This is a genomic window from Brachybacterium sp. AG952, assembly GCF_004362645.1.
Taxonomy (GTDB): domain Bacteria; phylum Actinomycetota; class Actinomycetes; order Actinomycetales; family Dermabacteraceae; genus Brachybacterium; species Brachybacterium conglomeratum.
This window is the reverse complement of record NZ_SNXV01000004.1, coordinates 171,857-186,987: the sequence shown is the minus strand read 5'-3', so window position 1 is coordinate 186,987 and position 15,131 is coordinate 171,857. Positions and strand designations below refer to the sequence as shown.

The following is a 15,131-nucleotide window of genomic DNA, read 5'->3' as shown; positions in this document are numbered from 1 at the left end:
GCCTCCGGACGGCCGGCACCGGGATACCCTCTCCCGAGGCATCGACGCGAACAGGGGGCGCAGTGGGGCGCAGCAGCCGGCGGGGGAGCGGACGGGATCAGCGCGCGACAGGCCGCGTCATCGTCCGGGGATGGGGCGGGGCCGAGGGCGAGGAGGCACCGCACGGCACCTTCCGTGGTTCGACGGCAGGCACGCCCTCGCCAGGAGAAGACCTGCCCGCCGGAGCCCGATCAGCCCGTGGCCGGACGACGGGCGACCGCTCGGCCGGGGCCGCACCGATCCGGGGATCGACTGCCAGGGGCTCGTCGGCCGGAATCTCGTCGGCCGGAACCCCGTCGGACCCTGGGGCAGTCGATGACCGCGTCTCCGCCGCCGCGCCGCTCCGCCGTCGCCGCTGGTGGCCGCTAGGCGGGATCGCCGCGCTGGTCGCCCTCGTGCTGGTGCTGCCACAGGTGCTGGTGGGGGAGCGCTCGCCGGAGACCGAAGCACGCAGCTTCCTCCAGGCGATCCTCGATGGTGACACCGACGCCGTACGCGAGCACATGGTCGAGCCCGAGGGCGGGGTGCTCGACCTCGCCCTCACCGACCAGGTGGTGCTGGCCGCCGAGGAGCGCGTGGACCGCTTCACGATCGAGGAGACGCGCGTCGACGGCGACACCGCCCAGGTCACGGCCACGCTCAGCCTCGGCCGGCGCACCCAGGAGACCACCCTCCACCTCACCCGGCACCGCGAGGGGGCGCTGCGCCGCCCGGTGTGGGAGCTGGAGCCCGTGGAGCTGCCGGTGATGCGGGTCGCCGTGCCCGTCAGCGCCGCCGCGGTGCTGATCAACGGGGTCGAGGTCCCGCTGTCGGACGAGGCCAGGGCGAACCAGGCCTTCGGGCTCGTCGAGGTGCACCTGGTGGTGCTGCCCGGCGTGTACCAACTCAGCGCCCCCGAGGGCGGGGAGGCGGTCACCCCGACCACGGTCCGCTCGACCATCCCGCCCATGCTCGGGCCCTGGCTGAACTCCATCCTCGAGATCGGCTACGAGCTCACCGAGACCGGCGAGGAGCAGCTCGGCACCTACCTGATCGACACGGCGCTCGCCGAGTGCGCGCGCAGCACCCAGCCGCGCCCCGAGAACTGCCCCCTCAGCGCCCCGGAGGAGGTCACCGGCGAGGGCACCTGGCAGATCATCACCCCTCCGCAGATCCACGTCGCCGGCGGGGCGGCGGGCTACTACGACGCCTACGGCTACGACGGACTGGCCGAGTTCACCGTCACCGCCCAGGATGGGAGCACCACCGTGCACCGCGTGCCGGTCGAGGAAGCCGCCATCGGGATGATGGACCGGGACGGCGACTTCTACGGCACCTGGTTCGGGAACCAGGAGACCGTCTACTACTGAGGTGCCCGACCGCCACGGCTCAGGCCGGGGCGACCGTCTCCTCGGGCTCGGCCGGCCCGGCGCCGACGGGGCGATCCCCGGCGTCGGCCGGGTTGCGGCGGATGAACAGGGCGATCGCCACGTGGCCCACCACGATCAGCCACGCCTGCTCCGGCATGCGCGACATGATGCCAAGGGCCGCCACCACCGCGCCCGCGCGAAGGGAGTGACACGGCTGTATCTTTTCGAGAAATACACCGCTGTCATTCTCGAAGTTCTCGAAAATGTTCTGAATTTGGTAAAGAGACGACCCGAGAAGGGGAATCTTTCGGGCGGGGTCACTTCCCGGGATGGGGCGAGCAGGTCACCGTGGAGGTGTGCTCTCTGCGGGCGCGCAGGTCAGCGGCGTTCTCGTCGGCCAGGCGCTCCGCGACGGCCATCCCTCCCGTCTCACCGACTTCCCCGATCCGAGGAGCTCTCGATGTCCGACTCCCGCACGCCCACCCATCGCGCCCCCGGAAGGGCCGTCGCCTTCCGCGGCGTCCGCCTCGCCCCGAAGGTCGCCGCGGCCACCGGCAGCGCCGTGGTCGTCGCCGGGCTCGGGCTCGTCGGCACCGAGAGCGCCACCGCGGGCGGCACCGTCTGGGACGACGTCGCCCAGTGCGAGTCCGGCGGCAACTGGTCGATCAACACCGGCAACGGCTACTACGGCGGGCTCCAATTCTCGAGCTCCACCTGGAAGGCCTTCGGCGGCGCCGAGTACGCCTCCACCGCGAACCAGGCCACCAAGGCCGAGCAGATCGCCGTCGCCCAGCGCACCCTCCACCAGCAGGGCCCCGGCGCCTGGCCGACCTGTGGCAAGAAGGCCGGCCTCACCCGCGCCAACGGCGGCGCCGATGCGAATGCGCAGCCCGGCCGCAGCTCGAGCGGCAGCTCCCGCGACGCCGACCGCACCAGCCCCGCCTCCGGCGCGCTCGCCGTCGATGGCAAGTTCGGCCCCGCCACCACCCGCTCCCTCCAGGGCTGGATCGGTGTGTCGCAGGACGGCTCGCTGTCCACCTCCGACATCAAGGCGCTGCAGACCAAGATCGGCGCCGGCCGCGACGGGAAGATCGGTCCCGAGACCACCGCGAAGCTTCGCGCCACGATCGGGCTCGGCAGCAACGGCGCCCGGGACTTTCGCGCCGACGCCTCCACCGTCCGCTCGCTGCAGAGCTTCCTGAACAGCGGCGCCCCAGCCGAGGCCCCCTCCTCCGGCAGCTCCACCCCGGCGACGCCGAGCACCGGAGCCTCCCTCGTGGTCGACGGCAAGTTCGGCCCCAAGACCACCCGTGCCCTCCAGGGCTGGATCGGCGTGTCGCAGGACGGCTCGCTGTCCACCTCCGACATCAAGGCGCTGCAGACGAAGATCGGTGCCGCGCCCGACGGCAAGATCGGCGCCGAGACGACCCGCAAGCTCCGGGCCGAGATCGGCCTGAACAACAACGGCGTGTGGGACTTCCGCACCAGCTACGCGACCGTCAAGGCGCTGCAGCAGCACCTCAACGGCTGAGCCGGCGGGCCGCCGCGCAGCTCCGCACTGCGTGCCGGGCTCGGCTCTCGCTTCTCGAACGACGCGTCACCCCTGGGGTGGCGCGTCGTTCGTCGTCGTCCTCCGATCCTCCCGGACGCCACATCGCCGTCCCCAAAACTTCACAAAACGGACATCTCGGGTGTAGAGTCGTGCGGACAAGACGGGCAAAACAGACATCTCGCGCGCGACAGCCGCAATGATGCGCAGGCGCACGCCTCTGTCCGGGACCCGCCGTCCCGACCCGTCGTCGGTTCCAGTCCGGGAGGGTGAACGTGGCGATCCAGCATGCAGTCAGGGGGGCGGAGATCCAGACCCCTTCGACCGATGTACGACGTCGGGTGCTGCCGAGGGTCACGTCGCTGTCCACCCGCCGCCCGCACGAGGGCGATCGCCTGGTCGTGGCCATCCTGGTCGCCTCGGACCTCGTAGTGCTCGTCGCCGCCTGCGTGCTCGCGGTCGTGATCCGCCGCCCCCTGTCCGTCGTCGGGGTCTCCCAGGAGCTCCCCGTCTCCCTCGTCGCCAGCTCCGTGGTCATCGCGGCGGTGTGGATGGCCTCGCTACTGATCTTCGGGGCAAGCAATCCCCGGCACATCGGGGCCGGGGCCGAGATCTACCGGGGCGTGCTGATGGGCACGCTCGGAGCCATCGGCGTGATCGGCACCGTCCTGTTCCTCGTCGACATCCCGCTGTCGCGCCCCTACGTGGTGGTGCTCTTCCTGGTGGGAGCGGCCCTGCTGCTTGTCGTACGGGTGGTTGTGCGCCGCGGGGTGAACCTCGCCCGCTCCCGGGGCGGTCTGCGCTCCCAGGTGCTGGTCGTCGGGTCCACCGGTCACGTGCGCGGGATCGTGCGCACCCTCGGTCGCGAGGTCTGGCTCGGCTATGACGTGGTAGGCGCCGTCGCGCCCGTCAGCGACGAGTGTCCCGACGAGGTGGCCGGGGTCCCGGTGCTCGGCGACGAGTCCACGATGCTCGATCTGGTGCGGGAGCATCGGCCGGACATCGTGCTTTTCACGGCCGGCTCGTCCGCGAGCGCCGAGGAGTTCCGCCGCGTCGCGTGGAAGCTCGAGGAGCTCGAGGTTCAGGTGATCGTCGTGCCCGGGGTCAGCGAGATCTCCGGGGACCGTATTCGGATGCGCCCCGTGGCGGGACTGCCGCTGGTGCACATGGACCTTCCGCGCTCGCGCAAGGCGCTGAAGAAGGGCAAGCGGGCCTTCGACATCGTCGCGAGCTCCGCGCTCCTGCTGCTGCTCTCGCCGGTGCTCGCGGTGATCGCTCTGAGCGTGCGCTGCGGCGACGGCGGGCCCGCGATCTTCACCCAGAAGCGCGTCGGCCGCGGCGGTGAGCCGATCGAGTTCCTCAAGTTCCGCTCCATGGTGGTCGACGCCGAGGCGCGGCTCGCCGCGCTGCGGCAGCGCGAGCACGACCGCGGCAACGACGTGCTGTTCAAGATGGCCGACGACCCGCGGATCACCCGGGTGGGGCGGTTCCTGCGCCGCTACTCGCTCGACGAGCTGCCCCAGCTGTGGAACGTGCTGCGCGGGGACATGAGCCTGGTCGGGCCGCGACCCGCACTGCCCTCGGAGGTCGCCGACTACGACGATGACGCCCATCGCCGCCTCGCGGTGCGACCCGGGATCACCGGCCTGTGGCAGGTCTCCGGTCGCAGCGACCTCTCCTGGGACGACACGGTCCGTCTGGATCTCTTCTACGTCGACAACTGGTCCTTCGTGCAGGATCTCCTGATCCTGGTGCGCACGGTGCGGGCCGTGGTGGCCTCGCGCGGGGCGTACTGAGCGGAGAGGCCGGAGCTGAGGGCTCTCAGTGCTGGGGACAGATCGCTGGTGACAGTTCCGGGCCCCATCCAGGGCTGGAAGTCCTCTATGCGTCGGGCCCTGGGACGCCGACGAACACCATGATCCGGCAGACGAGAGCGCGGAGTGAGCAAGGCCCCGGAAGCGTTGCTCCCGGGGCCTTGCATCGTGAGGTCGGTGGTCGGGCCTCAGCGGGCCGCGACGTCCTGCAGCTCGCTCGCGGCCGCCAGCTCCGAGGTCGGAGCGATTGCCGCGGAGGCGGTGATCGCCGACAGTGCACGGCGCAGCGAGGTGCTGGAGGTGTGCATCGTGTACGGGAGGTACTCGATCTGCACGCCCACCTCTGCGAACTGCTGCTCGAGCAGGATCCCCTTCGGGGTTCCGCGCCAGTCGTCCCCCTTGAAGAAATGGGTGAAGCCCACTGCATGCCAGGCGTCGATCTTCGAGGGCGTGGTCTCGACGTGCACGCGGTCCACGCAGCGCAGGCCGGCCACGATCTCGGCACGCTCAGCAGTCGGGATGACGGGTTCGATCCCCTTCACCTCGCGCAGCATCTCGTCGCTCACCACGCCGGCAATCAGCACATCGCACTGCTGGCGAGCGCGACGAAGCAGATTCAGGTGCCCCACGTGGAAGAGGTCGAAACCTCCGGCTGCGTATCCGATCCGCATCACGATCTCCTGGCCTTCCTGCCCGGGAGTTCTGAGTGCCGGGCGCCCACGAGAAGTCTACTCGACATAAGGGAGAAAAAGCGCAAAACGGACATTACGAACCGGTCACGCCACGGGCGGTCCGGGGTCTCGACGGCAGGGGCTCCGATCACGGGTTCGCGCTGCTGACCGCAGGATTCCGTCCGCTCTCGTCCGTGCGTCGAACGCCGGACCTACGGCGTCACTCGGCGGTGGGCCGCAGCACGCTCGTCGGCGAGTAGACCACGGCGCCCGGCGGGACGTCCTTGACGACGACGGCGTTGGGGCCGATCCGGGCGCCCCGACCGATCCTCACCGCGCCGATGATCACGGCGCCGACGCCGATCTCGACGTCGTCCTCGATGATCGGGCAGTCCGAACTGCTGCGCCTGTTCCCCAGGGTCACATGCTGTCGGATCATGACCCCGCGACCGATCTTGGTGGCCGGGTTGACGACGACTCCTACGCCGTGGCGCAGACGCAGTCCTGGGCCGATCTCGGTGGAGGCCGGCAGCTCGACCCCCAGCACCCACTCGGTGACGACCTTGTACGAGCCGCCCACGAGAAGGTAGCCCGCACGCCCGAACAGGCCCTTGCGCGCGCGCCATGTCTGCGCGGCACGCAGCCATCGCAGGATCACTCGACTCTTGGGGTAGTGCGCATTGGCGCGCAGATCGGCCCGCAGGACCGTTTTCGTGCCTGTCGATCGTTCAGGATGCGGCACGGACGGTCTCCTGAGCGAGGCGTTCCTCGAGCCAGCGAGCTCTCTCGCTCAGCTTGCGTCGGAGTGCGTGCTCCGAGGGTGTAGGTCGCCGGGACGCCGCCTCGATGAAGCGCGCGGCGAAGCGCGAGAACTCCTCTCGCTTCCCGTCGGCGTCCAGCGAATCGTCCACGGCGAGCGTCGTGATCCGGCGCGACGGAGCGCCGAGGAGGAGCTCGGAGAGCTGCGAGTATGCCTCTCCGATAGTGGGATCGCCCCAGGAGGCATGTCGCCACTGGGCAGAAGCGGTGACCTGCCCGGGATGCATCCGGTATGCCAGACCGGGCAGGCGGAGGCGCTCGAGACGAGCGTCGTCCGCCGCGAGACGCAGCCACAGGTCGTAATCCTCTGTCGGAACCTGCCGGTAGCCACCTGCGCGCTCCAGCGCGGCGCGGCGCGCCATGAGCGTCGGGTGCGCGACCGGATTGGTGAGCAGCAGATGCATCGAGAAGTCGTCGGCGGGGATCCGGCTCGGACGGGGGACGGGGCGGGCCCCGTCACCGAACTGGACGACGGTCGTGAAGACGGCGTCGGGTGCCGGGGTGCCGTCGCGTCGGCGAGTGAGCGCTCTCAACTGCCGACGGAAGCGGCCGGGGAGGACGATGTCATCGGCATCCATCCGCGCGACGAACTCGGAGTCGGTGGAGTCGAGGAGCTCGTTGAGGGCGCTGGCGACCCCGCCGTTCCGTCGGGTTCGCACCTGCACACGCGGATCGTCGAAGGACCGAGCGACCGTCGCGCTGGCGTCGAGGCTGCCGTCGTCCAGGACTGCGATCCGGGCGTCCCGCGGCAGATCGCGCAGCGTGCTGGAGATCGCAGCTCCCAGGGTCCTCTCCGCCGAGTGGACGGGCATGAGGATCGTCAGCCGGGGCATGTCAGAGGCCCCTGCCCCGATGGTTGAGGGTCGCCACCACCTTCTCGCCGGAGACCACCCCCATGCCGACCATCATGGCCAGATAGGCGCGAGGCTGTCGCGGGTCGTTGCGGATCGCCCGGTACGCCCAGTTCCGTGCGCGGGGGCGATCGCCCAGTGCGCCGTGGGCGAAGGCGATCTGTCCTTCGATCCGGGAGCGGCCGACGCGGCTGGAGGCGAACTGCGGGTGCTTGTCCAGGATGTATCCGAGGCCGTCGACGATGCCCTGCCACTTCTCCGTGAAGTAGCTGGTTCGATCCCAATGGATGACGGTGAGCGGGTCCGGGATCGACGCGATCCGTCCCACCTGGACCGCGCGAAGGAGCATGTCGTAGTCCTCCCCGTAGGAGGCTGGGAGCTCCTCGTCGACGAGCCCCAGGTCGCCGAGCAGAGCCTTCGCACGCAGCACGAAGGATGAAGGGTGCAGCTCCGTGATCCGGGAGCGCAGAAGGTTGGCGAGGTAGACCCGGGTCGGAGGCACACGCACGTGGGAGCCTCCGCTGGACATGATCTCGATGCCGGTGGCGGCAAGGACGACCTCGGGGTCCTCGAAGAGCGGGACCTGGCGCGACAGCTTGGAGGGCTTCCACTCGTCGTCGTCGTCGCACAGCGCGATCAGCGACCCCGTGGCGGTGAGGATTCCCGTGTTGCGAGCTCCTGCGAGCCCGGGGGTCCGGTCGTTGCCGACGGCGCGCAGGGTGCATCCTGTCGGAAGCTCGAGATCGGACAGCGCGTCGATCGCCGTCCCGTCGTAGACGAGGACGATCTCGATCGGTCCGTCGTAGTCCTGGGCGAGCACTGAGCTGACTGCTCGGCGCAGCAGCTGTGGGCGATCCCGCGTCGCCATCACGACGCTCACCTTCGGGGCCTGCATGTCGTCCTCCATTCACTCGACGCCACGATCGCGGTCGCACCGGCAGGTCGCCAGGCGATCCAACGAGAAAATGTCCGGTTCGTCTGTTTCGTACTACACTACCGACTCGGGAAGATCTTTGGAAGACGCCACCGAGGCCGCGACGGGCCTCAGCATCGGGGGAGCTCATGGACGGAGCCGAGAAGGGGACGAGCCTCGGGATCGAGGTGTTCGCCCACGTGCTGCTGCGGCAGTGGCGGCTGATCGCGCTCGTGACCGTGGTCGGGCTGCTCGCCTCCGCTGCGTATCTCGTGCTGGCGCCCCGTGAGTACACCGCGTCCACGACCGTCAACCTCACGGTCATCAGCACGGAGCCCTTCGCCGGTCGCAGTGCGCCGTCGAGCCTCCTCGACGAGCAGGAGGAGAAGGCGATCGCCCAGTCGTTCGTCGTCGCGTCACGTGCGGCGGAGGACCAGGGATTGGGGATGTCCGCCCAGGAGATCCGACGCGCATCGACGGTCTCCACCTCGTCCGGCGCAGCAGTCGTCACCGTCAACTTCACGGCGAACTCAGCCGAGCGCGCCGCAGCCGGCGCGGATGCCGTCGCCGGCGCCTACCTCTCGTTCCGGCAGGAGCGTGCCGAGGAGCGGATCACACAGCTCGTGGAAGGCCTCGATGGGCGCATCGAGGAGCTCACGGAGCAGATCGTGGAGATCGATGGTGAGCTGGGTCAGCTCGATGCGGACAGCTCCTCCCGGGCGCAGCTCGCCTCCGAGCGCGAGCAGAGGGAGACGGAGCTGACGAACTTCCTCGGGCAGAGGAACGGGCTTCAGGGAGTCGACACCGCACCCGGGGTGGTGCTCTCCTCCGCGGCGGACTCCTCCGTCGACGTCGCGCCGAGCGCGCGGATGACCCTCCTCACGGGGCTCGCGGCCGGCCTGGTGCTGGGCGTCCTGGTGGCCTTCGTCCGGGATCTCCGTGATCGTCGCCTGCGGAGTGCAGACGAACTCGGCAGAGCGTTCGGCGCCCCTGTCCTCTCCGAGGTGGGGGAGGCGGATGGAGCCATCCCAGCTCGTGGCGCCGATGCGGACGCGCTCCGCGTGGCGCGCGAGCGGATCCTGGTCAGCCTCGGTGCCGGCGCGACGGTGCTGGTCGTCGATGCCTGCCATGAGGGGCAGGTCTCATCGCTCCCGCTGAACCTCGCGGTGCTCACAGCGCAGGCGGGCATCGACGTCCAGCTCATCACCCCGGAGGAGTCGAGCCGCACGCGGTCACGGCTGGACGACGTGCTCGGTCCCGACCGCGATGACGTGGAGATGTCGTCCTCCGGCGGTTCGCTCACGTTCTTCGGGGCGACGGACGGGCACGTGGGCGCGCAGGCGGACCCCCTCCTCACGGCCCAGACGGCGCGTGCGATCCGTGAGGCGGGGGAGCGCACCATCACCTTCGTGGTCCTCACCATGGAGGCGTACCACGGGAGCATCCTCGCGGCGCTGCGTCATACCTCTGCGGTGATCCTCGTCGGCCGGGAGCGAGCGACCACACGAGCTGAGATCCGCTGGTTGCGGGATGAGGCCGATGCGATGGGCGCTGCCGTGCTCGGCACGATCGTCACGAGCCCCCGCAAGAGCTCCTCAGGGCATGCGCGGGGCCGAAAGGTCCGGTCACGTCGGGCAGAGAGCGCCAGGCACAGCAGGTCGACGTCGCAGCAGGTCGTCTCGGCGGCGACGTCGGCCGTGAGCTGAGTGAGGCGCACATGACTGCCGGGCGGATCGGTGTGGACGCGGCGACGCAGCCCAGCAGCGGAGAGCGTCGACGAGGGCGAAATCTCTCGATCGATTCCTTGAGAGGGGTCGCCATCATCCTGATGGTCGCGGGACATGTCATCGGTGGCGATTCCACGGAGGGGATGAGGGTTGCTGACGACTCCACGATCCGGACGTCGTACCTGCTTCTCGCAGACCTGCGCATCCCGCTCTTCACCGCACTGTCCGGATATGTGTACGCGACACGGCCGCTCCGAGCACCGGAGCAGTTGCGTCGCTTCGTCGTGGGGAAGGCGAAACGCCTCCTGGTACCGCTGGTCACCGTCGGCTTGGTCTTCACCGTCGTGCAGGCGCTCGCTCCGGGCACGAACGCCGAATCCGATCTGAACAACTGGTGGATGCTCTTCGTCTACGGCCAATGGCACTTCTGGTTCCTTCAGGCGATCATGATCCTGCTGGTCGGCGCGGGAGTCCTGAACGCACTGGGTGTTCTCTCGACCCGACGCCAAACCCTTCTCGTCATCGTGACCACCGCACTCGTGGCGATCTTCGTCGAGGTCCCCTTCCCTTTCAACGTGTTCTCCGTGAACGGAGCGATCCGGCTGGCACCGTTCTTCCTCGTGGGCTACGCGGTGGCTCGATTCTGGCCGTTGGCGGTTCCGGCTCGTCGAGTGCTTCTCGTGGCGGCCGGGGTCCTGTTCGGTGTGAGAGCAGCCCAAATCATCGTGAAAGTGGAGCTTCCGCCGGCGATCGACGGCGCCCTCGGCATCGTACTCGGGCTGGTGGGGATCGCAGCTCTGATCGCCTTCAGGGAGGAGCTGCAGGTCCCGTTCCTGGCGCATCTCGGATACTTCTCGTTCGCCATCTACCTGCTTCACGTCTTCGGAACGGCGCCCACCCGGATTCTCCTGGAGAGGTTCGGGGTCGACTCGCCGGCACCCGTGCTGATCCTGTGCCTCGTGGCTGGGCTCGCCCTTCCCGTGCTCTTCGAGATCACGTTCGGACGTGTCACCTGGGTGAGCTGGGCATTCCTGGGGCAGAAGCCGTATCGCGGATTGCCAGCTGCGCAGAGCGAGACGCCGGGTCCTCGCACGGCACTCGCAGTGGTCCCGTCGGCCTATGCAACGGGTACGGGGCGGAGGAGGGGGCACCGATGAGCCTTCCCCTCTCCGGAACCGTTCCTCTGTCCAGGACGACGCAGCTGCCTCGGTGGCCGCTGTTCGCCACGTTCGCCCTCTACCCGCTGTGGTGGGCCCTGGGCCTGGGTTCCATCGCCTGGATCCCCCTGGGCATGTGTATGGCCGTGCTCCTGGTGAGGTGCGGCCGCATTCGCGTACCTGCGGGGTTCGGCATATGGTCCCTTTTCCTCCTGCTGATGTGCGTGTCGGTGATCGGTCTCGACAGTCCCGGTCGACTCATCGGCTTCATCTACAGGGCGCTTCAGTACGCATCGGTGACGACCGTCTTCGTCTATGTGTACAACGCTCGGGATCGGCTGACGTTCCGCTACATCCTCGGCCTGGTGACCGTGTTCTGGGGCTTCTCGGTCGCAGGAGGATTCGCGGGGATCTTCTTCCCGGTGTTCTCCTTCCGCACCCCGTTCGGACTGGTCGTGCCGAGCAGTCTTGAGTCCAACGAGGTGGTCGGGGAGATGGTCGTGCGGCGCATGACGCAGCACAACCCGGAGAGTTGGTTCGCCATGGACCCTCGCCCCTCCGCTCCGTTCCTGTACACGAACCAATGGGGGAACGTCTATTCGCTGTGCCTGCCGATGGTCCTCGCGTACGTGAGAGAGCTTCTGCTGGGGAAGGAGCGGACGAAGGCGCTCGCCGTGGCGGGTCTGATCCTCCTCTCGCTGGTGCCGGCGCTGCTCACGCTCAACCGCGGGATGTTTCTCGGCATCGCTGTGGCCGGCGCCTACGTGATGACCCGCTTCCTGCTGTCAGGCCGCATCCGCCCGGTCTTGTGGACCCTGGCGCTCGGGATCGCGACCGGTGTCGTCACCGTCTGGCTCGGTGTCGGAGCGCGACTCGATGAGCGCACGACGACCAGCTCCTCGACAGAGGACCGCGCCAGCCTGTACCGCGAGACCTTGGACCGCACGCTCGACTCTCCGCTCTTCGGATATGGGGCGCCTCGACCCTCCGTGTCTGAAGGGCTGCCCTCGGCGGGCACTCAGGGGCACATCTGGACAGTGATGTTCTCCCACGGACTTCCCGCCCTTGCACTCTTCCTGCTCGCCCTCGCATGGCTTGTCATCGCCACGGCCCGGGTGCGGAACACTTCGCAGCTGCTGGTGCACGCGGTGCAGGTGGTCATCCTGACCGAGGTGATGTATTACGGCGTTCTCCCCAACGGCCTCATCCTGTCCTTCACCGCGGCGGCGCTGCTGCTTCGCGAGCGCGACTCACGTCGCGAGGCAGACGCTGCGGAAGAACGGGTCACGTCGGCACCGATCGGTCGGCGGTCCGACGGGAGCCTTCTGCACGTTTGAGCGGCCACGTCGGCGGGCCGGCACCGGTCATGAGGCCGACCCGTATGCGGGGTCAGCTCGCATCACAAGCTCACGTCGTGACGCCCGGAGCAGGTCGCGATCTCCTCGTCCGTCGAGGACTCCGATCGTCCGGCATGCCGTTCCCCGGCGGGACGATCAGGCGATCGACGTCAACTTCCGATGCTTCCGCCGCATCGAGGCCGCGGCGTGGACGAGGTTGAGCGCGAAGAGCACGGCGTATACGGCGGCGAAGGCCGGCGGGAACGCCCACAGCGCGAAGCACCAGCACAGTACTCCGGTGTCCGTGGGCAGCAGGACCAGGGACTGCTTCAGCTGCGGCCCGCCGGTCTCCTCAGGGCCTGAAGAACGCACGAGCTGCTCGGCGAGGATCTGGCTCATGAACTGCGCCGCGCTCAGGACGGCGAACGTTATCGCGATACCTCCCACCCAGAGGAGGTCAGGGCGGTGCACGAAGACAGCGACGGCGATGCTCAGGTGGATCGCCGGGGTGCGCGCGGCATCGACCACATGATCCAGCCACTCACCCGCCGGCGACCCTGCGCCGGTCAGCCGTGCGACCTGGCCGTCGGCGGAATCGAAGACGTACCCGGCGGCCAGCAGGACGGCGCACAGGAGGGCTGACCACCACTGCGGACCGGCGATCAGCAGCACGGCGAGGCCGGCCGCGGAGAGGCCCGCGCTGAGGGCGGTCACCTGGTTGGGGGTGAGGCCCAGGGACGCGGCCGTCGCCGCGATGATCCGCGCGGCTCTCCGGTTCACCCATCGCGTATAGGCCGGTACTCCGGCACCGCTCTTCTGGGCGCTGTGGAGGGCCTGCAGGTTCTCGCGGATGGTGAGGTGACCTCCGCGCTCGGGGGTGGTCCGCGGTGATGCGTGGACGGACTGGTCGAGGCTCATCGCCTGTTCTCCTCTGCGGTGATCGCGAAGCTGTGGCTGGTCGCGGACGGGGTGTGGGAATGCACCTCGACCGCGAGGGTGTTCTCGCCCTCCTCCAGGGCATCGCCCGGAATCTCGACGATCAGGTTCTGATCGTCCTCCCCGGGGGAGAGGGTGAGGTCCTCGGCGGCGAGGGTGGTCGGCAGGACCTCTCCGTCCTCGAGGTTCGAACGGACGATCTCCTCACCGTTCAGGTAGATCACGACCCCGTCGTCCGCGCGTGCGGTCAGGTCGAGCGACGTCAGCTCGTCCACGTCCTCGATGTTCACCGTGTGCCGGTAATAGGTGGTCACAGGGAGGTCGGCACGCTCGTCGTCGACGGGGGTGTCGATGTCGGGGTAGCCCCAGCCGATTGCCCCGTGGCCCGTCTCCCAGTTCTCGTCGTCGAAACCTGCCTCGGTCCATCCCTTCGGCGCAGCGTCACCGGAGAGCAGATATGACCAGTCGGTCTCGTCGTCGAGGAGAAGTGCGCCGGAAGCGAGGTCAGGATCGATTCCCGCGACGTGCTCGGTGTCGGCCTGTGTCGGGCCCGACGTGGCCTTCTCCTCCGGATCTGCCGCGGCACGCTCGGCATCGTCCGTCGAGGTCGGCGTCTCCGGCTCGGCATCCTTCGTCGTAGCCGGCTTCTCGGTCTTGTCGGTGCCCGTCTCGGTCGGTTCCTCCGGCTCGGCGCCGTCGGCCTCGGGCGTCTCGGCGGCCTCGGACTTCTCGTCGGCGGCCGGCTCATCGTCGGGCTCCGGCGAAGGCTCAGTGCTCGGAGAGTCTCCGGCTCCGGCCTCCTTCTCCGAGGCGGGCGCGTCCGCATTGTCCGATGCTTCTGTCCGCTCTTCCTCTGCGGCGGGTTCATCCGCCGGTGCCTCGTCATCGTTCCCGGGCGTCCTGGCCGCCGCCGGCGGGGTGGGTTGTGTGCCGAGGGTGGCGGTGGCTTCGAGGTCGAAGCTGTGGCTGGGGGTGCTGCGGTAGTTGGAGTGGACGGAGGCGGTGATGACGTTGGTGCCGTCGGTGATGAGGTAGCCGGGGATGGTGAGGGTGAGGGGGTTGTCGACGGCGCTGCCGGCGCTGACGGCCTTGTTGGCGTAGGTGCCGACGCCGACGGTGCCTTCGTCGATGTTGTGGCGGAGGACTTCGGTGCCGTTGACGTAGAGGACGATGCCGTCGTCGGCGCGGGTGGTGAGCTGGAGCTCTTCGATGACGGAGGCGTCCTCGACCTCGAACTCGTGTCGGTGGAAGGAGGTCAGCGGCTTGGGGCTGACGCTGGTGGTGAGGGTGGTGCCGAGGGTGCTCTGGCCCCAGCCCTGGGGTGCGGCGCCGCTGGTCCAGGAGGAGGCGTCGAAGTCGGGTTGGTTCCAGTCGGCGGCGGGTGCGGTGCCGTCGTAGAGGTAGCTCCAGTCGGCACCGGCCTCAACCAGCGTCGGGTCCTCGGGGTCGGGCTCCGGCGGGGTGGGTTGTGTGCCGAGGGTGGCGGTGGCTTCGAGGTCGAAGCTGTGGCTGGGGGTGCTGCGGTAGTTGGAGTGGACGGAGGCGGTGATGACGTTGGTGCCGTCGGTGATGAGGTAGCCGGGGATGGTGAGGGTGAGGGGGTTGTCGACGGCGCTGCCGGCGCTGACGGCCTTGTTGGCGTAGGTGCCGACGCCGACGGTGCCTTCGTCGATGTTGTGGCGGAGGACTTCGGTGCCGTTGACGTAGAGGACGATGCCGTCGTCGGCGCGGGTGGTGAGCTGGAGCTCTTCGATGACGGAGGCGTCCTCGACCTCGAACTCGTGTCGGTGGAAGGAGGTCAGCGGCTTGGGGCTGACGCTGGTGGTGAGGGTGGTGTCGAGGGTGCTCTGGCCCCAGCCCTGGGGTGCGGCGCCGCTGGTCCAGGAGGAGGCGTCGAAGTCGGGTTGGTTCCAGTCGGCGGCGGGTGCGGTGCCGTCGTAGAGGTAGCTCCAGTCGGCACCGGCCTCGA

The 15,131-nt window shown here is 69.1% G+C and carries 12 protein-coding genes and 1 pseudogene; 6 read left to right on the top strand and 7 right to left on the bottom strand.

What is annotated here, in order from left to right:
• Positions 1–434 precede the first annotated feature (434 nt).
• A complete protein-coding gene (locus tag DEU31_RS11230; protein ID WP_133677177.1) occupies positions 435–1,388 on the top strand; it encodes a hypothetical protein in 954 nt (317 codons plus the stop codon).
• A 19-nt stretch (positions 1,389–1,407) separates the two neighbouring features.
• On the opposite strand, the gene DEU31_RS16840 is transcribed toward DEU31_RS11230, so the two are convergent.
• Positions 1,408–1,545 (bottom strand): hypothetical protein, encoded by a 138-nt coding sequence (locus tag DEU31_RS16840; RefSeq protein ID WP_166649478.1) that lies wholly within the window; start codon positions 1,543–1,545, stop codon positions 1,408–1,410.
• A gap of 303 nt (positions 1,546–1,848) precedes the next feature.
• Between DEU31_RS16840 and DEU31_RS11225 the strand changes: the two genes are divergently transcribed.
• Positions 1,849–2,919 carry a transglycosylase family protein gene (locus DEU31_RS11225; RefSeq protein ID WP_133677176.1) on the top strand — a complete coding sequence of 357 codons (1,071 nt, stop codon included), beginning with the start codon at positions 1,849–1,851 and terminating at the stop codon, positions 2,917–2,919.
• Between the two features lie 419 nt (positions 2,920–3,338).
• Complete coding sequence (locus DEU31_RS11220) at positions 3,339–4,733, top strand: sugar transferase (RefSeq protein WP_243733816.1); 1,395 nt, start codon at positions 3,339–3,341, stop codon at positions 4,731–4,733.
• Positions 4,734–4,939: 206 nt separating this feature from the next.
• Here DEU31_RS11220 and DEU31_RS11215 read toward each other — a convergent pair whose 3' ends face one another.
• The 4 genes from DEU31_RS11215 to DEU31_RS11200 all read right to left on the bottom strand — a co-directional run bounded on the left by DEU31_RS11215 (position 4,940) and on the right by DEU31_RS11200 (position 7,987).
• Entirely contained in the window at positions 4,940–5,422 is a 483-nt protein-coding gene (locus tag DEU31_RS11215; protein ID WP_133677175.1) for an adenylyltransferase/cytidyltransferase family protein, read from the bottom strand.
• Between the two features lie 220 nt (positions 5,423–5,642).
• Complete coding sequence (locus DEU31_RS11210; protein WP_133677174.1) at positions 5,643–6,164, bottom strand: serine acetyltransferase; 522 nt, start codon at positions 6,162–6,164, stop codon at positions 5,643–5,645.
• Positions 6,151–7,074, bottom strand: a complete 924-nt coding sequence (locus DEU31_RS11205; RefSeq protein WP_133677173.1) for a glycosyltransferase — start codon at positions 7,072–7,074, stop codon at positions 6,151–6,153. Before DEU31_RS11205 ends, DEU31_RS11210 begins: the two co-directional genes overlap by 14 nt.
• A 1-nt stretch (position 7,075) precedes the next feature.
• Entirely contained in the window at positions 7,076–7,987 is a 912-nt protein-coding gene (locus tag DEU31_RS11200) for a glycosyltransferase (RefSeq protein ID WP_243733815.1), read from the bottom strand.
• 167 nt (positions 7,988–8,154) lie between these two features.
• Between DEU31_RS11200 and DEU31_RS11195 the strand changes: the two genes are divergently transcribed.
• The 3 genes from DEU31_RS11195 to DEU31_RS11185 are packed head-to-tail and all read left to right on the top strand — an operon-like array spanning position 8,155 to position 12,226.
• Positions 8,155–9,711, top strand: a complete 1,557-nt coding sequence (locus tag DEU31_RS11195; RefSeq protein WP_133677171.1) for a Wzz/FepE/Etk N-terminal domain-containing protein — start codon at positions 8,155–8,157, stop codon at positions 9,709–9,711.
• A gap of 11 nt (positions 9,712–9,722) precedes the next feature.
• Complete coding sequence (locus DEU31_RS11190) at positions 9,723–10,889, top strand: acyltransferase (protein ID WP_133677170.1); 1,167 nt, start codon at positions 9,723–9,725, stop codon at positions 10,887–10,889.
• A complete protein-coding gene (locus DEU31_RS11185; protein ID WP_133677169.1) occupies positions 10,886–12,226 on the top strand; it encodes an O-antigen ligase family protein in 1,341 nt (446 codons plus the stop codon). The genes DEU31_RS11190 and DEU31_RS11185 overlap by 4 nt, the downstream gene beginning before the upstream one ends.
• Positions 12,227–12,382: 156 nt before the next feature.
• On the opposite strand, the gene DEU31_RS11180 is transcribed toward DEU31_RS11185, so the two are convergent.
• Positions 12,383–13,144 (bottom strand): CDP-alcohol phosphatidyltransferase family protein, encoded by a 762-nt coding sequence (locus DEU31_RS11180; RefSeq protein WP_133677168.1) that lies wholly within the window; start codon positions 13,142–13,144, stop codon positions 12,383–12,385.
• Positions 13,141–15,131: pseudogene (locus DEU31_RS16835) on the bottom strand (hypothetical protein); the annotation flags it as partial. The pseudogene DEU31_RS16835 and the gene DEU31_RS11180, both read right to left, overlap by 4 nt.